Raw genomic sequence first — 24,548 nt, 5'->3', positions numbered from 1 at the left:
ATGCAGCGGATTGCAAATCCGTGGACCTCGGTTCGACTCCGGGAGGCGCCTCCATCATTTAGAAAGCCCGATCAGAAATGGTCGGGCTTTTTTCATCTCTATAGTTTGCCAAATTATGCTGTTATAGGATGTCGCCATCGGAATAACAAATTTTTAGACATTCAATGTAGACAGTTGGTGAGTGGCACGGTTCTTCCCAACATGTTGCACTTTCCTCTACATTGAAAATATCCAATCCATTCTCATTTTAGATTTCTTTATTTTCAAGCCAGCATAACAGTTGATCATATACTTACTGAAGAAAGAGCCAGCATAATATTAAGCCGTTACAGCGAACCTCAATAAGTGTAAATACCATACCTGGTACCACCAGGGAGCTACTATAAGTTACATCCACATTACTCATATGTTAGCAAACAAGGGCTTTAATACGTAATTAAGTCTAAAGACAGAGTCGCCTAATTACACGAAGTCTCCCTCGCAAAATGTTGTAATAATTATGTTTATTAATAATAAAACTAGCGTTGTGAATCCAAATAATAACAGGTAGTAAGTGCTTTATTTAAACTTTAGTATTTAATATCGAAAGTACTAAATAACCGTAACTATGTAGGTTGTAATGAAAAGTAATCCTGTATCTATTCTTAACGGTAAAATATCCGGCCTACGCTATGGTCCTTTATCAAAGTTAGAAGTTACTCACGAATTAGGGCGGTTTGTAGAGGTAATGTCTAAATGTAATCAACGCAGTGATCTGAACATAGCTTCGTTTTTACACTGGATAAAACCAGCGGTAATTCATAGGCAATATAAGTTTTTAAAATTACCTAGCGATGTCGAATTTACAGGGTACGTTATTTGGGCATGGGTTGATGAATTAACGTTATCAAATTATATGACTCGACCTAGGTTCTCACTGAAGCCAATGAATTGGAATGAAGGGAGCAACTTAATAGTTGTGGACTGGTTTGTAGAGAAAAATAAGATCAGTCAGCTAAAAGAACTGTACAAGTTTTTCTTATCATCTACGAATCTTACTCTTGGTGAAGTGAATATTTGTATTCGGGATACTCAAGGAAATATAATTAAAACAAACAAACGGAGTCTGTATGGGTATTGAACTACTGAAAACATATAAGCTAGTTGGAACGCATAACACTCCGAGTGTAGGCAATGACTTGCCAGAAGAGTCCTTTGTTTCATTTGATGCTTATAAATTAAACGAAACTGAAGTTGTTTGGATCAATAGAAATCTAATTGAAAAATACAACATAGCGTTTGATGAAAATTTTCTTAAAGGAGAGTTGATTGACAATTTTAGCTACGTATCCAAAGGATATGCTAAGAAACAAAGAATGGAAATTAATGATAAAAAACAGTTCATGGCAGATCAATATGGTTCTCGACATGAGGTGTGCAACGGTGGTAGCGCTAGATGTGGATTAAACGGACATTTTCAAATTAAAGGTATTGGGCCCAACCCTTTAGTCGCTACGAATATATCTGAAAGTCACTCACATGGCAAATTATTTATTGATGAGGCTATTAGTGAAGCGATTTGGGGCGAGATTTGTCATAAGCATTTACCTTACGGAGCAATACGAACGTTAGCCATTATCAAAACCAATACAAAGCATAAATTTGGATATTTAGATGAAGCCCCTTACAAACACTGTGCTTTAGCAATAAGGGAAGTTTCAGTACGTCCCGCACACTTTGAGCGATGCACATTTTTCTGGCCAGCGGTGAATTATAGTTATCTTCGTGATAATGATGCTAATCGTGTGAGGAAGGCTTTACCTTACCTATCCAAGTTTCTGTTAGGTGGGGTTGAGGGTGCGTCACTTAGTGATGCTTTCAATAAAATGATTGATCGACTGGCCTGCCAGATTGCAGCATCGAGAGTTAAAGGTATTCCACATGGCTCTTTAACGAGCTCGAATATATCGGTTGACGGTCGATTTTTGGACTTTGGCACTATAACAGCTGTACCCGATTTCGGTAACTATGTACTGGCAAATGGTGTCGGGGCTGTATGGGATGACCATGCGCTCATCGAATCATGGCTCGTTAACTTCATTGATACTCTTAATCATTACTCGGAGGGCGACTTGACTCCAACTCAAGTTCGAGAGCACTCGTTTGGGTTTACAAGGTTACTTGATGAATATGAGAACAAGTTTTTGTTAATTGAGCTAGGGATTAAAGAACATTCAGGTTCTAATTTACAACAAGCGGGTCGTTTGAAAGAGCGACTAAAAAATGAGGATCGTAAGGTGATTACTCGTTTTAATGATCAAGAATTTCGAGAGAGCGTTTTAATAGAAGCAAAGAAACTTGGTCTTGATGTTAAGTCTGTTGAGTTCCCTTTACGAGATGCTAAATATTCAGCATTTTCCCTGCTTCAAGGGCACTTGAATACTAAGTACGACTATCAAACTGTTAGTCGCCTTGTTAATTGTTACTTAGCGTAAGTGAGATAGTTATGGTTGATGTAATTGAAGTGATTTTAATCGCAACATCTTTGTTCTCGTTTATTACAACCTTAGTTTTATTTGGGTTTTATAAACTGAAAAAATCTAAGTCTAAAAATAATAATGATCCGAAAGTTTCGGCCTTTTTACCTTTCTATAATGAAAACGAAGAACACCTAGTTTGCGCACTAAATAAGCTAAACGATCAAAATTATCCAAGTAAAATACAGGTAATTATTATTGATGATGGCTCCACAAACAACGCAATCAGTAGAGTTAAAGGGTGGATTGATAATACAGAGATGAACCATGACTTCCAAATAATAGAAAGGTCAGTAAATGGTGGTAGAAAAGGCTTCGCTTTAGATCATGTACTCGACCTTGGTGTAGCCACTGGTGATGTTTATGTTGTGGTAGATAGTGATACTTATATCGAGCCCAATGGGATCTATGAGTTGGTAACCAAGCTTTGGTCTGATGAAAAATACGCCGCGGTTTGTGGATATATTACACCAGAGAATCATGAAGATAGTTTTATAGGTAAATTGCAACATTATGAACATATCAGCTTTTATGGAGCGATAAGAGCAGCGCAAGATAAGTTGGGTTGTGTACCAGTACTAGCGGGTGCATTCGTTGCTCATCGAGCTTCAGTGGTGAAGAAGTTAGGGGGCTGGAGCGAGTGGTTAGTCGAAGATATAGCGTGGTGCTGGAAAGCAATATCAAACGGCTATCGCACGGGCTATGCACCTAAAGCAAAGGCAACAACGCAATGTCCAACGGACGCAAAAGGATTATTTAATCAACGGAGGCGCTGGGCTCGTGGCCGAGTTGAAGCTTATACAGAAGCGTGGAAGACGCATTGGGTAGCAGGTCTATGCGCATCCCCTTGCTTTCTATTGACTGCGGTACAGTACATATTTCCATCTAGCATTATTTTATTTGGCTTTATGATTGCATTGGGAATTTGGATTCCCATTGTAATCGGCGCTGCCAATATAATGATTTACTTTTTACTAGTGCAGTCCTATATAAAAGATTTTGATTTATCTAGTGATTTGTCAAATCGGCAAATGTTTAAAGCACCAATATATTCAGCATTGCTAGAGTCTATAACATGGCTTCCAAATTTACTTGGTTATTCAGATGAGATTTTGGGCAAGAAAAAAGGCTGGTTAACAAGATAGTTTCTATGAGCGCAGTACTCTTTACTGTAATTTAATATAAGGAAATAACTTATGTATAACTTAAATGTTGAAGAAATTTCAATGGTTGATGGTGGTGGTGATGGGAACGCTAGTGATTATCCAGCATCTCCAGGATCAAATAGACCAATGTCTCAGACCAAAGGAGCTGCAACAGCTGCTTCTGCTGCGGCATGGGCTGGCGCATTTGCTGGATGTATGGCTGCAACTGGTGGACTTGGTGCTATCGGCTGTGCAGCAGCTGCAACAGCTGCAACAGCTGCAACAGCAGCAGCCGCTGGAACTGTAGGCGCGGGAAATACCAACTAACTAATAAGCTACAGCCCTTAAATCAAGGGCTGTATAATATAGGAGAAATTTATGGATGTTAAACATCTTTTCCCTAACGAACAATGCAGAGTATTAAATGGCTCAATTATTGTTTTTAATGGTTCAATATTCGGTGGGGTTAGAATTAAGCAGAATGAAGAAGGATATATTGTTTGTTCTTCATCTGAAATCAAATCTATTTCTTTGGTCTTAATGGTATTTTCTATTTTGTTGATGTTCTTTGTAGTTCGACTTGATATGCCATTATTTTATGTAGCGTTGATTTTAGGGGTGATCGTTCAATCATTATCTATTGTTATTACCGAATTTCGCATTCTTTATATTAAAACAAGAATTTACACATGTTATGGTAATTTACATGATAATTAGAGATATGGAATGTAAAATGAAATTTTTTGTAATAAATTGGGCATTGACGAATAACTGCAACTACAAGTGTAGCTACTGTCACTCAGATCTGCATAGTGGCTCGATTAAAGCTCCATCGTATGAATTTGTAGTTCAGTTTATAGATGAAATATTTAAATATTCCAGAAAGTTGGGACTGAAACCATATTTTGAATTTGGTGGCGGTGAAGTGACTATACTTAGATATTTTAGTGACCTAATCAAATATATCCATAAAAATACTGGGTTAGTCAGCATTGTTTCAAATGGTTCGAAATCTTTGAAGTGGTGGAGTGAAAACGGTAAATTTTTAAATGGTGTAAGCTTGAGCTACCATTTAACAGATATCAAGAGCGAGTCTCATTTTATTGACATATCAAAGGTTCTTGAGGCGTCTCAAGCCACTCGCTTTCACGTCAATATAATGATGATTCCTGAGCGGTTTGATGACTGTTTAGAGTTTGCAAACCGGCTAAAACAAGAAGTTCGTTGCTCTATAGCTTTGCAGCCACTTTTTGAAGGCTTTGGACATGGTGGGATTACTAATAAGTACCCATATACGACCAAACAAGAGCAAATAATGAAAGACTTCAGAGGGCGACCAGAGATCAAAAAGCTTCCTCCAGCAATGGCTGAGTTAGAAGTAAACTATGCAGATGGCAAAACCGAGAATCTATCCACTTTTGATTTAATTGCCAATGATCAAACTAATTTTGTTGGTTGGGATTGTTGTGCAGGTATTGATAGCTTAGTCGTTACGTTTAGTGGTGATATTTATCGTTCTTGGTGTATGCAAGATGGCCCCATTGGCTCTATTTATGATGAAAATGTTGAGCTTCCTACCAATCCAACCAAGTGTAGAACTAAAATTTGTCAATGCGGTGTCGATTTGTCGGCGAAAAAAGTGAATACAAAGTTGATTTCAAACAAGCAACAAGAAATTGCTGTTATACAGCTTTAGCATCGTTTGTTAAGGGAAAGGATTACCCGTGGTAACAAGAGCTAAGCATTTATATAGACCAGAGTATTTTGAGGCGCAGAAATCAGACAATCAAGGCTCAATTTTAATTGACGCTTCGTTGAATCAGCATATGTTTTTAGCTGCATCAATATTTGTTCTGATGACTATTATTTTTTTCGTTGTTTTTGCCGAATATACACGCAGAGATACACTGAACGGAGTGGTAAGTCCGACTGGCGGTATTGTGAAGGTACAGGCTAATGATGAAGGGTATGCTGAAAGTGTATTTGTCACTGAAGGCCAGACAGTGTTCTCTGGAGAACCTCTATATGAGATAAAAACAGAGCGTTATGATGAGTTTGGGCAGGGCGTGAAAAAACGCATTGTTGCTACCATTGAAAGTCAAATTACTTTGCTAAACGAACGTCGAGATAAAGAAATAGAGAAATCTCGGCATCAACTAAAAGTCATTGATGATGACTTAGTTCGTTTGTCAGAAGAGGCCGGCATACTGGAAGTTGTCGTTGATTTATCTGAACAAGAGCTAAGCCTTGCTCAAAGTTTGGTTGATAAACAACAAGTATTGGTCAACAAGCAGTTCATTTCTTCTATTGAACTTCAAAGACAAAGACTCGAGTTAATAACACTAGAAGCTAAGGTACAAACACAGCACCTTAGTTTACAGAGATTGGTCAGAGAAAAGGCCAAGTTGGAAGATACGAAAGATACGTTACAGTTAGAACTTGACATTACCCTCCAGGAAATAGACCGCCAGCTTCAACAAATCGCTCAAAGTAAAATCGAATACTTTTATCAAACAGATACTCAGGTTGTATCACCGATTAACGGTGTGGTTGCGTCAATTTTCGTCAAGGAAGGTCACTCAGTTAATAAAGGTCAACCTCTACTCGTTGTTATTCCTGAGGGTGAAGAGCCTGTCGTTGTTGAGCTTTATGCGCCCAGTCGCAGTATAGGTTTTATTAAAGAAGGTCAGAATGTTCGTTTACGGTTTGATGCGTTTCCCTATGAAAAGTTTGGTGTTCAGCAAGGTGTTGTCGACTCCATATCAAAATCTGCAGTCTCCGCGGATATGTTACCAAATAGCCCGCTGATCCAAAGTCAGATTTCTCGTACGTATGGTGGTGTTGGGTTGTATCAAGTGAGAGTCACATTAGAGAAGCCAACCATTACTGTTTATGGGGACGAGCAAACGTTTGTTCCAGGAATGACATTAACCGCAGACATTGAACTTGATACACGCAAGGTCTACGAGTGGCTGTTAGAGCCTTTGTACACGATTAAAGGGCGAATATAACCATGCATACAGAAGGGCTTATAGATTGGGGGTGGGGGAAGAAACTCTCTTTGATCCGACAGACAGAAAAGGCGGAATGTGGTATCGCTTGTTTAGCTATGGTTGCCGATTGGCATGGTTATAAAGCCGACCTACGCTCACTAAGGGCAAAATGCGGTATTACTCAGCATGGGATGTCGCTTGCTCGGCTTATTGAGTGTGGTGCACTTCTCAAGCTTTCGGGGCGGGCGGTTCGCTTAGAACTACAGGAATTGGAGCAATTAGCCACACCCTGTATTTTACACTGGAATCTAAATCACTTTGTTGTGTTAAAGAGAGTGCGTGGGAAGAAGATTGACATTCATGATCCTGCAAGTGGATCGTTGACACTAAGTTATGATGAGGTAAACCAACATTTCACAGGCATAGCTCTAGAGCTAACACCAACTCATGACTTCGAAGAAAAAGTGGGAAGTAAAGCCGTTCGGTTATCGACTCTCATTGGTAAAACCGTTGGCTTAAAAGAGGCGTTAGGACGGATTTTTGTTTTCGCATTGGTACTAGAGCTATTAGCGCTTACCTTGCCCATTTTCAACCAAATCGTGATTGATGAAGTATTGGTTGGATATGACAAAAACCTTCTTGTACTCGTCATTGGAGCCATTCTGATAGTAACTGCGACGCAAACTCTAATTGGTCTTGCCCAGCAATGGGCGACAATCAAGCTGTCAGTGAACTTTAATATGCAGTGGGCTGCGAACGTTTTCCATCACTTGTTCCGGTTACCGATAGATTGGTTTGAAAAAAGGGATATAGGGAGTATTAGTGCTAAATTTTCCGCTGTGGATGTCATTCAGCAGACGTTAACAACCAGTGCAATTCAAGCTCTACTCGACTTAGTATTAGTTGTTGGCACTCTGTCGGTTATGTTGGTTTACAGCCCTGAACTCTCATTCATTGCCATCGCTGCTGCGTTAGGTTACATCGCTCTTCGGTTTGCGTGGTTTGGCGCGTTTAAACGCGCCGAAGAAAATACCTGGGAAGCCAGCACTCAAGAAGACAGTTATTTCATAGAGACAGTTCGCGGTGTATTAAGTTTGCGAGTCAATGGGGCGTTACCTTGGAGGGAGTCGTCTTGGCGAAACCTCAATATTAATAGAAGAAATGCGCAGCTACATGAGCAAAAGCTCGGGATGATCTATAACACAATTAATGTGACCATTGTTAGCATTGTGTCTGCGACTGTTCTCTGGTTTGGTGCAAATTTGGTTTTGGATGGACTATTTACTATCGGTATGTTGATGGCGTTTCTTTTGTATCAAGGGCGTTTTTCTGCCAGCATTAGTTCACTAATCGATAAGTATTTCGAGTTTAAGATGCTATCTGTGTACAACGAGCGTTTAGCAGATATTGTCTTAACCGAAAAAGAAACGGATAACGAGCCTGATGTCATAGGGCTACCCGTTGCAATAAATAATCAGGGCGATAATGTTATCGAGTTTGACGAGGTATACTTCTCTTATGGAAAAGACCAACCTCCTATTCTTAACGGTGCAAGTTTTAGTGTAAAAAGTAATGAGATTGTAGCGTTAGTTGGGCCGTCTGGTTGTGGTAAGTCAACCATTTCTAAACTGCTATTGGGTATTTATTCAGTCACATCAGGTAGCATTAATTATTTCGGTAATAAATCGCCTGCCTCCAAGTCTCTTAGAGCTCAGGTTGGCGCGGTGTTGCAAGAAGACCAGTTGTTTAGTGGTTCGATTATCGAGAATATTACATTCTTCGCTGGCGATTTAGATGAAGACTGGCTTGTGGAGTGTGCTCGTAGGGCGGGTGTTCACGATGATATCGAAAGCCTAAATATGGGGTACCACACGTTGGTTGGTGAGATGGGCTCTAGTCTCTCAGGAGGTCAAAAACAAAGGATTCTCATCGCGCGAGCTTTGTATAAAAAACCCAAGTTTCTCGTATTGGACGAAGCGACAAGTAGCTTAGATATCTATACGGAGTCGTTTGTCTGCCAGATGTTTAAGGAAATCAATACTCCTATATTGATGATTGCTCACCGCCCAGAAACCATTGCTTCGGCTGACAGAGTATTACTTATGGAGGGAGGTTTGGTTCAGGAAATTCCCAATAATTTTAAGCAGGAAGCTCAAGATGTATAAATCTGAAAGAATACTCTGCCCAGATAATCATTCTGAATTATCTGGTGCTGCATTGATGGAGCAATACAACCAATTTTTTGGTGGAGACGATTGGGTTACGTTCTCTGGATGCCCGGCTGTTACCTTGACTAAAGTAGGAGTTAAAGGCTTCGAAAATTTTCCAGAAGGGGATGAGGCTATTACTATCGATTCTGGTTGTTACATCGAGTCGTCTAACCTTCCTGCTTTCCCTTCCGGCATCACAAAGCTGACCAGCGTTTCAGTTAACGACAGGCCTTTTGGAAAAATAGTGATCGGGCAAGGTTGTGTGCTTCAAGGAACTACTATTTGTGCTTATGAAAAAGTATCTATAGGAAACAATGTTATGTTTGGTCCAAATACAGTGGTTATGGATTGTAGTGGTCATGCTCTTACTAATAGAGGTCATCCAGATGAGCTTGATCGTCTAACAGCTGAGCCCATAACAATAGGCAATGATGTTTGGATAGGTTATGGGTGTATTGTTTTACCTGGCGTTAATATTGGCGATGGAGCAGTTATAGGGGCAGGTAGTGTTGTCACAAAGGATATACCGGCTAATTGTATGGCTGCGGGTAACCCGTGTACTGTAAAGAAAAAGGAATTAAGTTAATCGAAAGTTGAGCTGGCAACATACACATACAAGTTTTCCCTAAACCACCTATTTTGATAGTGCTTCCTGTCACTTAATTTTCCCGAATGACTTGTAGCGGTCAATTGAGCTAGGAGGCACTCCGTTTACATCAAACTCTACAATATTGTGTAATGTCACTGTTGGTTCGTTTTGACTAAATTGTAAACTGGTCAATATTACCTAAAAGACAAAAGCTGATCAGTGAACTGTACTTTTTCGATACTGGATAGCACGTTCAAGCCGTCACGCGAAACAACGGTATCATTAAGCTGAAATTTACCATCCCCCAGATCATGAATATGGTATTCACTTTTAGGGCCATGGGCGATCACTGTATTCACCCCCGCGTTTCCGGTTACGCGGTTGTCATGTTTGTTGATCTCAATATTCGCATCATTGTTACCTGATAGCGTTAGTTTAGTAAGGTATTGAGTGTGATGAGTATAGGACGTCGCTGGGTCATACCTCATTTTAAATGTTCCGGTGAATGTATCGGCAAGGTATGCATCGTAAGTCAATGTTGGAGAGAAAATCTGTTCTACTATCGCTTGTGCATCGGGGTCTTCTTTTGAGAAATCGTCGCGGGTTTTAACTTGGTATAACCCCCACATACCTTTGCCGTTGTATGCTCCCCAAAGCCCGTAGTAGCTATCAATTACAGCGGCAAAGTACTCTTGATCAACGCTGACTTCTTCTTGCCACTCTTCTAAAATATCACGGGGTGGTGTGTAAGCATGGTGTAATGCTTGTCTCTGTATCGCATTAAATTCTTTTTGAAATTCAGGTAATGCGGTTACTGCATCTTCAGGCGCGTTAAAAACCCCGATGCCATAGTCATGGACTAAATGCAGTATTTCCTCATAAGAGGCGTCACGATGCTCTTCATAATCTTGTTGGACATACCATTCACCGCCTTCAACCTGAATCTCTTCTTCGAACAAGGGCTGCCCGGGCAAGTCATCGTTGTATCGTGGCTCATCGTAATAATTCATTAGCTTTAGTATTGCGCCATTGTTGGCCATCGCGTTTGCAATCTCGCGTTTTGAGTCAGTGCTCCCATACTTAGTGCCATCAACAGGAGTTAGATAGTGGTTGAGAACATTGACGGCTTTGACTATTTGATAATCGGTCAGGCGATCCATAATCAAAATATGGATAGATTTGCCATTCGGGGCATTGACCGCGACATATCGGTTGTAGCCTGCTTGAGAGTATTCAGCGAATTGAGAGGGAACGGCTTCAATCGTGACCCCATGTACAACTGACGGTGCTGCGTTTGCCTGATTGAATAGCGATTTACTTTGATTTGAACCGCATCCAATGAGAAAGATAGCTGTCGCTAAGGTAGCTAAAGATAGAGTTTTCATGACACACCTTATTATTCATACGAAGTATCAATATACGGAACTGAAGTGCGTTGTTTAGTGACAGAAGTTGCTGTTAGACAAACCCATACAATACCTTACAAAGCGAGGCTTAATTCGTTGCTACTAACTTTACCGGCTGCGAGTGAAGTAAAAATGAAAGCCTCAAATCAATGGACATGATTTTGCTACCAGATTTGAGTTCTTTGTTAGGGGTGATTACTTGTCGTTTCAAGATACGTGAGAGTGGCTTGAAGAGTCGTTGAGGATCGGCGATCGAATTCACTTTCAAGTATTTCATAAACCGTATGTGCTTCAAAGTTTGCCAACTGTGGATAAAGTAACGGCTCTTCCAAAAGCAACCCGATCAGTTTCTTATGGGGACACACACCACTAAGCGCAAGTTGATTGAGCGCTGCGTGCTGAATGCCGATATACGAATGTTTGATTAATTCTAATAATTGTTGCTCGTCATTGATGTGTTTTATTAAGCCGACTCTTAAAGATAAGCAGGGTGATGACATCAGTGACAAACGGTTCTGTTGTATCCAATCATCGCCAAGCCAGACGAGGATGTCGCCGATATTTTCGGATTGCTCATCTAGCAAGAGTTCTAACACGAGTAGATTAAAGCGTGATGTTTGTACATCGGAAAAGCTTATGCTGTGTCTACATAAGGCATGAATCAAGGCGTAAAACGCCGCTTTGGTTAGATAACTTATTTTGTCGTCAGAGCAAAGGCTGCGCAGCCATGTTTTGTTTGAGCAAAACTCTAGAGCGATCGCTTGATTTTCTAGAGCCTCTATCTTTGCAGATCTGTTAGAACGCTTCTTTACTGAAGTAGAAGTAGATGCGACCGTAGAGATAGCTGGTGAGTGAGCTTGTTTTAATGCATCAAGTGTTGATGTAATAAGTGCTGGTTGAGCATTAGCGTCAATGATTTCCGCGCTAATCATTTCATTTATAGGGGCAATGTTCGTTGCTGTTCTACTTTTTACTGAAGAAGCCGCAACTATGATACCTGATGTCCCTAAAGTGAGTTCTTTTAAATAGCTTTGGTGGCTAGTTTTTGGGTTTTTCGAAAGGTGTTCAATTAACAGTCGCTTGATAGAGTTACTGCAAGCTTCCTGCTGAAGTTGTTGACGAATAAAGGCGACGCTAAGTTGTTCGAAAGTTTCAGTTAATAAGCTGTTTAGGCTGTCGAGTTGTTCTGACTCTTCCAACTTTGAAAACACTTGATAGAAAATGGGTATAAAGTGGTTAAGTTGCAGCTGTTTGTGCTGACTCTCCAAACTGCAAATCAGCAGAATAACCGACGTGGCTACATTGGCTACATTCGGTTTATTTTGAAGTTGGTCAATGACATGCAGTTTATCTTTGTTACTCAGTAGCCCTGTGAGTGAGTTGAGCGGCATACCAGATAGGAGCAATTCAAAATTAAGGTGCTTTATATCTACTAGGTAATTCCATTTCGCTAATTGATGTACGGAACTTTTTCTTATTGATGGATCTGAATGAGACAGGCCGTTTAAAAACACCTGCAGATATTCACGACAATCCATTTCAGATAGACGCTGAAATGCCACTTTTTGGCAGCTAATATCAGGGTGTTGTGTGGCTTTGTATAATACGACTTTGTCTTGAGTGTTTCTCAAAAACATCCGAGTATCAGCGGTGCTTTTGAGTACGTTGTTTTCATTTAGCAGAGTCGGGGAGTGGCGCGAAAGTAAAGCAATGAGTTTGCCTTTTAGGTCTGGCTCGGGGTCATTCTGAAGTCGGTGTAGTATACGCAGAGACTGTTCATGATCTAATTCGTGTTTGTGATTGTCTAAAATCCGCGCAGCTATCAAGCTGATGTCATCTCCGTCATTCCAACCTCCATCCCAGTAGTCATTTTCGTCGCATACTGCTTCTAATAATACAGGAACAGCGAGTAGAGAGTGTTGGTTGTTCTCAATAGCCATTAACGATGCCAATTTAATTTCGCTGTCGTCCCAGTATTGATAGCAGTTGAGGATGGGCTCAATAGGCACTGCATTATCTAAAGCGAGGCATTCAAGACTAGTGAGAACAAGGTCAGGATTCTGGGACTCTAACCTTTCTATAATCAGATATTTAGTGTTTTGAAAACGGCTTAATATTTGTGCTGCCAATACCTGTTCGGATAGGTTTCCAGTCAAATAGATGTGTTTAACTTTGTGAAGTAATTTATCTAGAGACATTTATTCAAGCGCCACTGAATTAACAAGTTTGAATAATAACTCTTATCATTTCTAATTGTATGATCCTAATCATATCTTTAATGTTTCATGTGTTAATAATAGGGGTAGATGATGGTAACCCCGAAGGAATGTCGATGAGCATCGCACTAAAAAGCTTGGTAGGAGTGTGTGCCCTTTTCTCTGCAACTCTATACGCCGCTCTGCCCCCTATGAGTATAAATACGGCGAAGGCAGAACTCGGTAAACGACTGTTTTTTGATACGCGCTTGTCCGGGGACGACTCGATATCGTGCTCCAGTTGCCACATTCCATCTAATGGTTTTTCTTACCCTGAACCGTTGAGCCCTTCCTATACGGGGAGTGATGGATTTCGCAATGCTCCAACACTTATTAATACAGCCTATAAAGAGGTGTGGTTTCACGATGGTCGTATTGGCACCAACCTAAACGATGTGGTGCGGGAGAATATCACTGAAGACTGGCTGATGAATATGGACATGCGTTTGATGCAGGAACGCCTCAAACAAGATCCAATATACGTCGAGATGTTTAAAGCGGCCAATCTTGGAGAACCGTCAAATGGCGGAGTACGCAAAGCTCTGCCTGAATACCTAAAAACATTGACTTCGAAAAACGTCCCTTTTGACAAGGGTGAGCTTAGCGACTTAGCGAGCCAGGGAGAAAAACTGTTCACAGGCAAAGCGGGGTGCAGCCAATGCCATAGTGGCGCGCTGTTTTCGGACGGAAAGGCACACAATACCGGAGTGCCAGAAAATCATGAGATATTTTTAGACCCCATGCGACATCAATCTTTTCTTGCCTACAACATGTTTATGGGTGTGCAAGATTACTTAACGTTAAAGCGCGATGTTGGTGCGCATGTTCAAACTCATAAAGCGGATGGTAGCGATCGCGGTAAGTTCATAACGCCAACGCTGCGAGAGCTCACTCAAACTGCGCCGTATATGCACAATGGCATGCTTGCCACGCTTGAAGATGTGGTTGAGTTTTATAATCAAGGTGGTGGCGAAGACTCAAACAAAGACTCTCGACTGACCACGCTTTCCCTAACGGACTATGAAAAAAAAGCGCTGGTGGCTTTTTTGGAATCGTTATCTGGAGACGCCCTTATAGGCGAAGAATACGAATGGTTAGACTATGACTTCGGCTACGAATACACGGAGGATTGGTCAAATGCTCGTAACTAAGCGCTCTGTATTAAAGGCAGCACTCTTTACTCTTATTGGGATAATGGGGCTTCCCAATGTTGTTAATGCAAAGGTACAGCTTGAGCCTCTAGGGGAGGTGCCTGTGCCTGCGGATAATAAACAAACGCCTGCAAAAATTGAGTTAGGAAAGATCTTATTTTATGACGGTCGGCTAAGTGGCGATACGACTAGCCCATGTGCTGGTTGCCATATCCAATCTCAGGGCTGGGGTTTTCCTGATGACTTATCCATGGGATATCCGGGTACGGTACATTGGCGTAATAGCCAAACGATTATTAATGCGGCTTATTATGACAAATTCTTCTGGGCGGGCAGCGCTATGTCATTGGAAGCGCAAGCCAAAGATGCTGCGAAGGGCGCGGTCGCGGGTAATGGTGAAGATGACATCATGGAAGCACGTTTAGCATTAGTACCTGAGTATGTTGAACGTTTTAAGCGAGTGTTTGGTGATGATACTCCGAAAATACACAACGCTTGGCGTGCTATAGCCGCGTTTGAACGTACGATGATTCAACGTGACACACCAATAGACAACTATTTACTCGGTGACAAAACCGCTTTGTCTGAGTTCCAATTGAAGGGTAAAGCACTGTTTGAGGGCAAAGCGAATTGCATAGCTTGTCACAACGGGGCTTTGGCTTCTGACCAGAAATTCTACAACATTGGCGTGCCGCCAAGCCCTTGGTGGAATGATGATGGACTGGCACAGATAACGTTTCGATTTGAGCTTTATTCTAAAGGTGTCACCGAAGAGATGTACCGCACTACAAAGGCTGATCCCGGTGCTTACTTTCGTGCAAAACGTAAAGAGATGTTAGGTAAGTTTCGCACGCCAAGCCTACGTTATACAAAATACACTGCGCCCTACATGCACAATGGCACTATTCCAACTTTAGAAGCGGTGATTGATTTCTACGACCGAGGTGGTGTGGCGGATGACGGACGTACTACTGGTTACCCTCAGACAAAATCTGCTTTAATCCAACCTCTCGGTTTAACGGAGCAAGATAAAAAGAACTTACTGAGCTTTATCGAAGCATTTTCAGGTGAACAGATTTTTATTGAAGAGCCGACCATTCCAGAATACCAACCGTTATTTACTAAAGAAGAACTTGCTGGAGCAGAAAAATGATCGCCAACTCAGAGCAAAATTCGAGTAAACGACACAACAAATGCATGATGTCACGACGTGATTTTTTACTCTATTCCGGCGCGGCGACTGCCGTATCTATGGTTCCTCTTACCTTATTTGCAGGAACGGATTCTGAAACTCAGGTTGAAGGTCGTATTGTTGGTTACCCGCGTAAGAAAATCGCAAAGTTAAGTCAACTCAGTAACCACATTCCGGTTCACTTTCAATATCCAGATGAAGGAAAAAACTCGATTGCGATGCTGGTTAAATCCGACATCGAATGTGGCGGTGGGATAGGGTTACAGCGAGATATTGTGGCGTACTCGATGACGTGTACTCATCAAGGTGGGCCTTTAACCGGTGCTTATAAAGCAACAGGGGAGCATCGCATTGTCGGGCAGTGTCCATTCCACCTGTCTACATTTGATTTACGACGTCATGGCATTATGGTTTCTGGTCAAGCCTTTGAGAGCTTACCTCAAGTACTGCTGGAGCTAGAAGGTGATGATATCTATGCGGTCGGGGTTATGGGGTTGATCTTTGGTCGAATGGAAAACCTGATCGATGTGGAGATTAGCTAGATGACTCAACTTTCTTTTAACGATAAATTGGCTTTAAACGATCAACCTGCTTTAAACAGCCAGTATCTGCAACCGACTAGTACATTACTGCCACCTGCTAGTGCGGAAGTCATCACAACAGCGTGTGACTATTGTATTGTTGCGTGTGGTTATAAGGTTTATCGTTGGCCCGTAAATAGCCCTTCAGGCGGCGCGGCTGCTAGTGAAAACGCCTTTGGTGTCGATTTCCCGGTTCATGCTCTGCAAGCTTGGGTTTCGCCACAGCAACATAATATTGTTTCGCATAATGGCAAACCACACCATGTGGTTGTAGTGGCAGACAAAGACATACAGGTCGTCAATAAAGGCGGTGATTCTTCGGTTCGTGGTGGACTGCTCGCAAGAAAGCTTTATAACCCAGAAACACCAACCAAAGATCGATTGAAGCAACCACTTGTTCGAATTAACGGTCAGTTACAACCGGTAGAATGGGATTTTGCGTTGGATATAGCAGCCCAAGTCGGCCGTCATGTGATTGATACGCACGGTTCGAACAGTTACTGCGTAAAAACCTATTCCTATCAGTATATTGAAAACACCTATGCGATAACAAAGTATGCATTGCGTCATGTCAATACCGCGAATTTTTCGTTTCATGATACGCCGTCAGATGTCACCGCAACCCCAGGATTTCGAGATGCGGGTTTTGATAATTTCGCTCCGAGTTATGATGATTGGGGCGCGGCAGACACCTTAATGATCTGCGGGACGGACCCGTATGAGACAAAAACCATCATCTTTACACAGTTTATTATGCCTGCGGTTCATCGTGGGATGAAAACCGTGATTTTGAACCCTCGTGAAACCGCTGGAATAGCGTGGCTTAAAGCTCAAGGTGGATTGCACCTCGATATTAATCCCGGTAGCGATAATCTTGTGATTGGTGCAATTGCTCGAGTGATCTTAGAGCAAGGCTGGCAAGACAATGAGTGGATTGAAAATTGGGTCAATAATAAATGGGAATCGAGCTCAGGTTTTGGTCAGGGTACTCGTAATACGCCATGGCAGTGGAGAACCACTTGGGGCAAATTCCAAACGAATGGCTTTGATGATTATAAGCAATGGAATTTGGATCAGAAAGAGTACGCACCTGAGTATGCCGCATCGATAGCGGGTATCGATGTTGAGAAGATCCATAAAGCTGCTGAGATGTTGGCAATGCCAGTCAACGGTCAACGAGTTAAAGCCTCAATTGGTATCGAGAAGGGCTTTTATTGGTCGAATAATACCGGAAATACCAACGCCATCGCCTCCCTTGCAACGATAATCGGTACTGGTGGCCGAGAAGGGCGTGTGATTGGGCGATTTGGTGGGCATCAACGAGGTGGGCTAGCGGGTGGGAAACTACCAAGGAATAAGTCACCTGAAAAAGTCGCAGGTAGGCGCAGGCGCTCAATAGACACCGATAGATATCTCTATTCCGGGCATACCCGTATGGCCCATGTCATTGGTACAACATGGATTCAAGCTATGTGTGGTAGTTATGGGTTGAAAGAGAAATTCACCGACTTAACAACACGTAACCCTCACCAAGCGATGCGACGTGATAAGCAGCACATTATAGATACACTCAAAAAGCGTGCAGATTCCGGTGGAATGGTCGTCATCAATCAAGATATTTATTTACGTGATCCTATTGGTAAACAATTCGCTGATATCATCTTTCCGGCCGCGACTTGGGGGGAAGAGGATTTCATGCGCGCTAATGGTGAGCGTCGTCTACGCCTTTACCAAAAGTTCGCTGATGCGCCGGGTCAGGCTAAGCCAGACTGGTGGATTGTTGCTCAAATGGCTTCGCGAATGGGGTACGACGGGTTTGATTGGCAAAACTCAAATGACGTAGCTGAAGAGTCATCACGATTTAGCCGTGGTAGCCGTAAAGATTTTAATATGATTAAAGTTGCAGCACATGCTGAAGGGAAAACTCTTCATCAAAAGCTCGCTGAATTTGGTACCGAAGGGATCCAAGGGCCTGTTTTTTATAACTATGACACCAAGAAGCTGATTGGCACTAAGCGCTTGCATGACACTGAAATGAGTTGGGATGATTTGGTCGACAAAGGGCTGCAAGATGGCCCTCAAGGCGCCAATATTATGCGCAAACAACTTACTCAATTTAATAGTCAGACGGGGAAGGTCAATCTTCAAAAACATCCTTGGGATCTGTTTAGTGATTTCCATGCTTGGCTTACTCCCCAAAAGGACGAGTTGTGGTTCTCGAATGGTCGTATTAACGAAATTTGGCAGTCAGGGTTTGATGATATCGAGCGCAGGCCTTACATCACTCATCGCTGGCCTGAAAACTGGATTGAAGTTCACCCAGAAGATGCGGAAAAGCGGGGCATAGAAGCCGGAGATGAAGTGCTTGTGTACTCGGAGCGGGTGGCCAATTTTAAAGATACGATTCTGGGTATCGAGTCGGACGATTTTCAGTTTAGTAACCTAATGAAAAATGGTCACATTCAACTGGATTACGCGGAGATTAAAGCCGTTGTGATTGTCACCTCAGCCACGAAAAAAGGTGTGTTGTATTGCAATATGATGGACATGAAGAACCCAGCGAATGCTTTAACTACAAGGGTAGTTGACCAAATCAGTGGTAACTACAACTACAAAATAGGCGTCGCCAAAATAAAGAAAATTGGCGAATCAAAATATAAGCGTGAGTTTGAAGGGTTCTCCTTTGCACCACGTAACATTGTGTAAGGGAAGTTTATGTTTGGCGTATTATTGGTTTTGCATGTCTTGGCTGCCACCATTTGGACGGGAGGGCACATTATTCTCAGCGTCGTTATCCTTCCTAAAGTCTTGAAACACCGTTCTCCAGAAATGTTATTGGAATTCGAGCAAGGGTACGAAAAGGTGGGAATGCCTGCTTTGGTAGTTCAAGTGGTGACCGGGTTGATGCTCGCTTATCACATGTTGCCGGACGTTAGCTTATGGTTTGATATGTCGATTCCATTGGCTCATGGCATTGCCGCTAAATTGACGTTGCTGTCTCTGACGGTATTGCTAGCCCTAGACGCACGCTTTCGTGTGATTCCAAAACTATCGAAGGACAACTTGGTTGATATGGCGCTGCACATTGTGCCGGTGACCATTATTTCAATTTTGTTTGTGGTTGTCGGAGTGTCATTTAGAACGGGTTGGCTAGTTTGATCTGTTTTTACGTTTAGTGCGGAATATTTGACAATGTCTAAGTTAGATAAGTTAGATAAGTTAGATAAGTAACAAGAAACAGCGCCAATTCGGCGCTGTTTCTTGTTACTGACCCCTTAGCCTGTCTTCAGGCTGGCATTCCTATCACACATCAACAGAGAGTTGATGCTTCAAGACAGGGACAAAGGTTATTTAATTTTTTGCTCTGCTTGATCGAGCAAGCCTTGCATCTTTTTCTGAGCTCTGCGACTCACACGTTTTTTGGCCGCGGTGCGAGCTTCTTCTAAGTTAACACTTGGATCACCAACAACCACGAGCGCCACCATTCCGTGTCTGTGGTGCACTTTACATTTGATTCCGTACACTCCGGGCTTATCAAAAGTGACTTCCTGAGCGTTTGACCCGGATATCATAAGAGGTTTAGCTCCGTCAGGAAGCATCCCTTGAATGCTATGAGCAGTATGAGAGCCAACGGTTCCTTTAAAAAGCACCTTGTCACCAGGTTCGATTTCTACGTAATCAGGAATGAATTGATACATCTTGTCGATGTTTTCAGAATTCATGTCCATCACTTGTTTGATGACCTTTGTTTCAGCAAACGCAGGGGCTGCAATAATAGATAGGATTAGTAAAATTAGGCGCATCGTATTCACTCTATTAAATAAGAATTATTTTCAACAATGCTAATTTATTCAGGGTTTGGTTGGAAGTTGATTTTTACATCACACATGTGAATCAAAAGGGTTCTTGTGTTAGATCAAGCAAACAAACCGATGACCCAAGCTATAAACTGAATTCATCACGACATTAAAGGGCGAACAGCTTTGTTTACATTCCGAATAGGTAGGAGTGGTTTTCACAATTACACATAGTTTTTCACGCAAACGGTGTTCTACATGTATTTATAGGCTTCTATATATATTTATAAGAACCTAAATGAAAATGATTGTCATTTACTTACGTTGTTGGTAACCTATTGTGAAACTTTACAACATTCCTCTTAATGCACTGAAGTGTATATAAAACCCCGCTAAACCCTATGTAAACTATGGTTATTCGTTTGCTTTGCTTGTTAATTAAGCATATCTACCTCTTTTGTTCTACCCCTTTAGGGTAGTTTGTTTTCGTAATTGATTTACATCATATTTTCATTTTCTTTCATAATTCATTATTCGCTCAGTTAAGAAATATATAACCTTCAGGAATTCTTATGAGCAAGATGAAGCTAGTCGTAATCGGTAACGGGATGGTCGGTCATCGCTATATCGAAGATTTAGTCGAGAAGACAGATGTTGCAAACATGGACATCACGGTGTTCTGTGAAGAACCACGTGTTGCGTATGACCGTGTGCACCTTTCTTCTTACTTTTCACACCATACTGCAGATGAACTTTCTTTGGTAAAAGAAGGCTTCTACGAGAAACACGGCATCAACATGCTGATCGGTGAACGTGCTATCAACGTTAACCGTGAAAAGAAAACAGTTTACTCAAGCACTGGTCGTGAAATTCAATACGACAAACTTGTTCTTGCGACTGGTTCTTTCCCGTTTGTACCGCCAATTAAAGGCCACGAAGGTAAAGACTGTTTTGTTTACCGTACTATCGAAGACTTAAAAGCTATCGAAGCGACGGCAAAGAACTCAAAGTCTGGTGTTGTTGTTGGTGGTGGTCTACTTGGTCTTGAAGCGGCTGGTGCACTAAAGGCATTAGGTGTGACGACTCACGTTGTAGAGTTTGCTCCCAAGCTTATGGCAGAGCAGCTTGATCTTGCTGGTGGTAATCAACTTCGTCAAAAAATCGAACGTATGGGCGTAAACGTTCATACAAGTAAGAACACGCTTGAAATTGCTCCTGAAGGCACTGAAGCTCGTAACGTAATGCGTTTTGCAGACGGTACAGAGCTAGAAACTGATTTCATCGTATTCTCTGCTGGTATTCGCCCACAAGACAAACTTGCTCGTCAAATGGGCCTAGGTATTGCGCCTCGCGGTGGTATCGAGATTAACGATCACTGTCAAACGACAGACAAAGATATCTACGCTATCGGTGAGTGTGCATCTTGGAACCAAACGTTCTACGGTCTAGTGGCTCCTGGTTACAAAATGGCGACCGTTGCGGTTGACCACGTTGTTGGTAACGAAAGCACATTTGAAGGTGCAGACATGTCTGCGAAGCTTAAGCTTCTTGGCGTGAAAGTAGGTTCTATCGGTGATGCTAACGGCCGCACTCCAGGTTGTAAGAGCTACGTTTACCAAAACGAAGAACAAGAAATTTACAAGCGACTAATCGTTTCTGAAGACAACAAGAAGCTGCTTGGTGCGGTAATGGTCGGTGATACGTCTGACTATGGTGATCTTCTTCAGCTAATGCTGAATGAAATCGACCTGCCAGAGCATCCAGATGCATTGATTCTTCCTGCTCACGCGGGTGCTGAAAAGCCAACACTTGGCGCGGATTCTTTACCAGAAACTGCCGTTATCTGTTCTTGTTTCGATGTAACTAAAGGCAAGATTGCACAAGCCGTTGCTGAAGGTCACCATACAATTGGTGATATCAAAGCAGTAACTGGTGCTGGTACTGGCTGTGGTGGTTGTATTCCACTTGTGACTTCAGTACTGAACGCTGAACTTGCTAAAGCCGGTGTTGAAGTGAAGAACGACGTATGTGAGCACTTTGCTTACTCTCGCCAAGAGCTTTTCCACTTGATTCGTATCGAAGAAATCAAAACATTCGATGAGTTACTAGAGAAATACGGTAAAGGCTACGGCTGTGAAGTATGTAAGCCTCTAGCGGGTTCTATTCTTGCTTCTTGCTGGGGTGAGCACATCCTTAAGCCTGAGCTAGTGAAACTGCATGATACCAACGATAACTTCCTAGGTAACATCCAAAAAGACGGTACTTACTCTGTTATCCCTCGTATGGCAGGTGGTGAAGTAACGCCTCAAGCACTAAGCGTTCTTGCTGATGTAGCGGCTGAATACAACCTGTACACCAAGATCACAGGTGCACAGCGTATCGGTCTATTCGGTGCTCAAAAAGATGACTTACCAGCAATCTGGAAGAAGTTAGTTGCTGCGGGCTACGAAACAGGTCAAGCGTACGCGAAGGCGCTACGTATGGCTAAGACATGTGTCGGTTCAACTTGGTGTCGTTACGGCGTTCAAGATTCAGTTGGCCTAGGTGTGATGATCGAGAACCGTTACAAAGGCATCCGTACTCCTCATAAGATGAAGTTTGGTGTGTCTGGCTGTACTCGTGAGTGTGCTGAAGCTCAAGGTAAAGACTTAGGTATTATCGCGACTGACGCAGGTTGGAACATGTACGTATGTGGTAACGGTGGTATGAAGCCTCGTCACGCAGACTTACTTGCAAGCGACCTAGACCAAGAAACGCTGATCAAATACATCGACCGTTTCATGATGTTCTACATCCGCACGGCTGCGCCACTACAACGTACTTCGGTATGGATGGACAACCTAGAGGGTGGTGTTGACTACCTACGTGAAGTGATTGTCGACAACAAGCTTGGCATCAATGACCAACTTGAAGCGGACGTAGCTGGCCTTGTGGGTAACTTTGCTTGTGAGTGGACTGACACTATCAACGACGAAGCTCAACTTAAGCGCTTCTCACACTTCATCAATGCTGACGACCGTGATGAAAACGTTGTGTTTGTTGACGATGGCCGAGAACAACACCGCCCAGCAACATTCACAGAAAAACACCCAGAAGCGAAGGGCGATATCCTTCACGTTGAACTGGTTTAATTGGGAGACGACATCATGGCATTTACCAAAGTTTGTAAGATCGAAGACATTATTCCAGGTACCGGTGTTTGTGCGTTGGTTGGTGGTGAGCAAGTTGCTATTTTCCGCCCAACTAAAGCCGAAGAAGTGTTCGCTATTAGTAACACTGACCCGTTTTTTCAATCAAACGTTTTATCTCGCGGTTTAACGGTTGAGCACAAAGGTGAGCTTTGGGTGGCAAGCCCACTTAAGAAGCAACGCTTTAACCTAGCAACAGGTGTGTGCATGGAAGACGAGAGCTTCAGTGTAAAAGCGTATAAAGCTCGCGTTACTAAAGGTGCTGTAGAAGTTTCAGCATAGTTAGTTCGAAACCATAGCTAGTGCGAAACCATAGCTAGTTCGAAACTTCGACACAGTTACTTAGCAAGATTTGATAGATCAAGGGTTCTAGTTATCGACATTGCCTTAATTCGGCAACTAGAACCTTTTCCTATCCGATTTCAACTTTTAATTTTAACTTTTTAAGGACAATCTTATGTCTACTGATTTTAAACCAGCAGAATTCGTTCAAACAATGATCGATGTAGGTGAAGCGAAAACGAAAACAAGTACTCGTGATCTACTGATTCGAAGCACAATGGCAGGCATCATTCTTTCTCTTGCTGTTGTAGTGGCAATCACGACTATCGTGCAAACAGGCATTGGTATTGTTGGCGCTCTTGTGTTCCCTGTGGGCTTCGTCATTCTAAGTGTAATGGGCTATGACCTAGTAACCGGTGTATTTGGCCTTGCTCCTTTAGCGAAATTTGATAACCGTCCAGGTATTACTTGGGGTCGTATTTTACGTTGTTGGGGTCTTGTTGGTCTTGGTAACCTTATCGGTTCTTTAATTGTTGCAGTGTTAGTGGCAATTTCACTTACAGGTAACTTCTCTTTAGAACCAAACGCAGTTGCTCAAAAGTTCATTGCTGTTTCTACAGGTCGTAGCCTAGGGTTTGAAAACATGGGCATGGACGGCTGGATCACATGTTTCGTGCGCGGCATCTTCTGTAACCTAATGGTTTGTCTAGGTGTGATTGGTAACATGACTGCACGTACAGTTGCTGGTCGTGTAGCAATGATGTGGTTCCCAATCTTCATCTTCTTCGCACTTGTATTTGAGCACACAGTGGTAAACATGTTTCTATTCCCACTGGGTATGATTCTTGGCGCTGACTTCGGTATCGCGACATGGTTGAACTTCAACCTTATCCCAACAATCTTAGGTAACATCGTTGGTGGCCTACTGTTAACGTGTGTTCCCCTATACCTGACTCATGTTAAAACAGCTCCTTCTCTAGGCGCGAAGTAATACGGTAAACGTAAGTTAGTATGAGATTGAAAGCCCCAACAACGTGTTTGGGGCTTTTTTAGTTTGAAAGCTGTCAGTGTATTCTCGGGCAGACAACACCTTAGTTATCATAGATGCGTTGTTTGCTATTGAGCAAAACATCCGCAATAGATTGTTTTGTTATAATTATTTCTATCTTCGTTAGTATTTAGACTGAATATTTATTTCAACACCTGATAGTCTAAGAGGTAAGGATTTTGATAAGTCATCATG

The 24,548-nt window shown here is 42.3% G+C and carries 20 protein-coding genes; 17 read left to right on the top strand and 3 right to left on the bottom strand.

All coding sequences use genetic code 11. From position 1 onward, the window contains the following. Window positions 1-619: 619 nt before the first annotated feature. Genes ACED59_RS13855 through ACED59_RS13815 form a run of 9 tightly spaced genes read left to right on the top strand, consistent with a single transcriptional unit; the run spans window position 620 to window position 9,450 of the window. Window positions 620-1,120, top strand: coding sequence for a toxin-activating lysine-acyltransferase (locus tag ACED59_RS13855; protein WP_017098612.1), 501 nt, complete (start codon window positions 620-622; stop codon window positions 1,118-1,120). Further along, window positions 1,110-2,474, top strand: a complete 1,365-nt coding sequence (locus ACED59_RS13850; protein WP_017098613.1) for a protein adenylyltransferase SelO family protein — start codon at window positions 1,110-1,112, stop codon at window positions 2,472-2,474. Before ACED59_RS13855 ends, ACED59_RS13850 begins: the two co-directional genes overlap by 11 nt. A gap of 11 nt (window positions 2,475-2,485) precedes the next feature. Then, the gene (locus tag ACED59_RS13845; protein WP_017098614.1) at window positions 2,486-3,661 is read left to right on the top strand and encodes a glycosyltransferase family 2 protein; all 1,176 of its coding nucleotides are present in this window, start codon (window positions 2,486-2,488) and stop codon (window positions 3,659-3,661) included. 51 nt (window positions 3,662-3,712) lie between these two features. After that, complete coding sequence (locus ACED59_RS13840) at window positions 3,713-3,988, top strand: hypothetical protein (RefSeq protein ID WP_371704999.1); 276 nt, start codon at window positions 3,713-3,715, stop codon at window positions 3,986-3,988. A gap of 51 nt (window positions 3,989-4,039) precedes the next feature. Further along, a complete protein-coding gene (locus tag ACED59_RS13835; RefSeq protein WP_017098605.1) occupies window positions 4,040-4,378 on the top strand; it encodes a hypothetical protein in 339 nt (112 codons plus the stop codon). Window positions 4,379-4,394: 16 nt separating this feature from the next. Beyond that, window positions 4,395-5,357 carry a radical SAM protein gene (locus ACED59_RS13830; RefSeq protein ID WP_371705000.1) on the top strand — a complete coding sequence of 321 codons (963 nt, stop codon included), beginning with the start codon at window positions 4,395-4,397 and terminating at the stop codon, window positions 5,355-5,357. A 28-nt stretch (window positions 5,358-5,385) separates the two neighbouring features. Next, window positions 5,386-6,672 carry an HlyD family secretion protein gene (locus tag ACED59_RS13825; RefSeq protein ID WP_017098603.1) on the top strand — a complete coding sequence of 429 codons (1,287 nt, stop codon included), beginning with the start codon at window positions 5,386-5,388 and terminating at the stop codon, window positions 6,670-6,672. A 2-nt stretch (window positions 6,673-6,674) separates the two neighbouring features. Beyond that, a complete protein-coding gene (locus ACED59_RS13820; protein WP_017098602.1) occupies window positions 6,675-8,819 on the top strand; it encodes a peptidase domain-containing ABC transporter in 2,145 nt (714 codons plus the stop codon). Further along, window positions 8,812-9,450: a DapH/DapD/GlmU-related protein gene (locus ACED59_RS13815; protein ID WP_017098601.1), complete on the top strand. Its 639-nt coding sequence runs from the start codon at window positions 8,812-8,814 to the stop codon at window positions 9,448-9,450. Before ACED59_RS13820 ends, ACED59_RS13815 begins: the two co-directional genes overlap by 8 nt. Before the next feature lie 197 nt (window positions 9,451-9,647). Here ACED59_RS13815 and ACED59_RS13810 read toward each other — a convergent pair whose 3' ends face one another. Together ACED59_RS13810 and ACED59_RS13805 are read right to left on the bottom strand one after the other, a co-directional pair. After that, on the bottom strand, window positions 9,648-10,838 hold the full coding sequence (locus tag ACED59_RS13810) for a hypothetical protein (RefSeq protein ID WP_017098600.1): 1,191 nt from the start codon (window positions 10,836-10,838) through the stop codon (window positions 9,648-9,650). 206 nt (window positions 10,839-11,044) lie between these two features. Continuing rightward, on the bottom strand, window positions 11,045-13,057 hold the full coding sequence (locus ACED59_RS13805) for a hypothetical protein (protein ID WP_029224014.1): 2,013 nt from the start codon (window positions 13,055-13,057) through the stop codon (window positions 11,045-11,047). Between the two features lie 134 nt (window positions 13,058-13,191). Here ACED59_RS13805 and ACED59_RS13800 point away from each other — a divergent pair, with 134 nt between their 5' ends. Genes ACED59_RS13800 through ACED59_RS13780 form a run of 5 tightly spaced genes read left to right on the top strand, consistent with a single transcriptional unit; the run spans window position 13,192 to window position 19,197 of the window. After that, window positions 13,192-14,265, top strand: coding sequence for a cytochrome-c peroxidase (locus ACED59_RS13800; RefSeq protein ID WP_017098598.1), 1,074 nt, complete (start codon window positions 13,192-13,194; stop codon window positions 14,263-14,265). Further along, window positions 14,252-15,418, top strand: a complete 1,167-nt coding sequence (locus tag ACED59_RS13795; protein WP_017098597.1) for a cytochrome-c peroxidase — start codon at window positions 14,252-14,254, stop codon at window positions 15,416-15,418. The genes ACED59_RS13800 and ACED59_RS13795 overlap by 14 nt, the downstream gene beginning before the upstream one ends. Beyond that, window positions 15,415-15,999 (top strand): arsenate reductase (azurin) small subunit, encoded by a 585-nt coding sequence (locus ACED59_RS13790; RefSeq protein WP_009845422.1) that lies wholly within the window; start codon window positions 15,415-15,417, stop codon window positions 15,997-15,999. The genes ACED59_RS13795 and ACED59_RS13790 overlap by 4 nt, the downstream gene beginning before the upstream one ends. Continuing rightward, complete coding sequence (locus ACED59_RS13785; RefSeq protein WP_371705001.1) at window positions 16,000-18,744, top strand: molybdopterin-dependent oxidoreductase; 2,745 nt, start codon at window positions 16,000-16,002, stop codon at window positions 18,742-18,744. Between the two features lie 9 nt (window positions 18,745-18,753). Further along, window positions 18,754-19,197 (top strand): CopD family protein, encoded by a 444-nt coding sequence (locus ACED59_RS13780; protein WP_004731117.1) that lies wholly within the window; start codon window positions 18,754-18,756, stop codon window positions 19,195-19,197. A gap of 188 nt (window positions 19,198-19,385) precedes the next feature. Here the strand turns inward: ACED59_RS13780 and ACED59_RS13775 are convergent, their stop codons facing one another. Continuing rightward, on the bottom strand, window positions 19,386-19,841 hold the full coding sequence (locus ACED59_RS13775; RefSeq protein ID WP_029222759.1) for a plastocyanin/azurin family copper-binding protein: 456 nt from the start codon (window positions 19,839-19,841) through the stop codon (window positions 19,386-19,388). A gap of 566 nt (window positions 19,842-20,407) precedes the next feature. On the opposite strand from ACED59_RS13775, the gene nirB reads away from it, so the two are divergent. From nirB to ACED59_RS13760, 3 genes are all read left to right on the top strand, one after another. Next, window positions 20,408-22,966 carry a nitrite reductase large subunit NirB gene (gene nirB / locus ACED59_RS13770; protein WP_017098594.1) on the top strand — a complete coding sequence of 853 codons (2,559 nt, stop codon included), beginning with the start codon at window positions 20,408-20,410 and terminating at the stop codon, window positions 22,964-22,966. 15 nt (window positions 22,967-22,981) lie between these two features. Then, window positions 22,982-23,305 (top strand): nitrite reductase small subunit NirD, encoded by a 324-nt coding sequence (gene nirD, locus ACED59_RS13765; protein ID WP_009845418.1) that lies wholly within the window; start codon window positions 22,982-22,984, stop codon window positions 23,303-23,305. Window positions 23,306-23,480: 175 nt separating this feature from the next. After that, window positions 23,481-24,296 carry a formate/nitrite transporter family protein gene (locus ACED59_RS13760; RefSeq protein ID WP_009845417.1) on the top strand — a complete coding sequence of 272 codons (816 nt, stop codon included), beginning with the start codon at window positions 23,481-23,483 and terminating at the stop codon, window positions 24,294-24,296. Window positions 24,297-24,548 lie beyond the last annotated feature (252 nt).

The sequence above is a fragment of the Vibrio sp. FF266 genome, assembly GCF_041439695.1.
Classification (GTDB): domain Bacteria; phylum Pseudomonadota; class Gammaproteobacteria; order Enterobacterales; family Vibrionaceae; genus Vibrio; species Vibrio tasmaniensis_A.
Note: the sequence above shows the minus strand (reverse complement) of the source record. Positions and strands in the feature narration are given on the sequence as shown.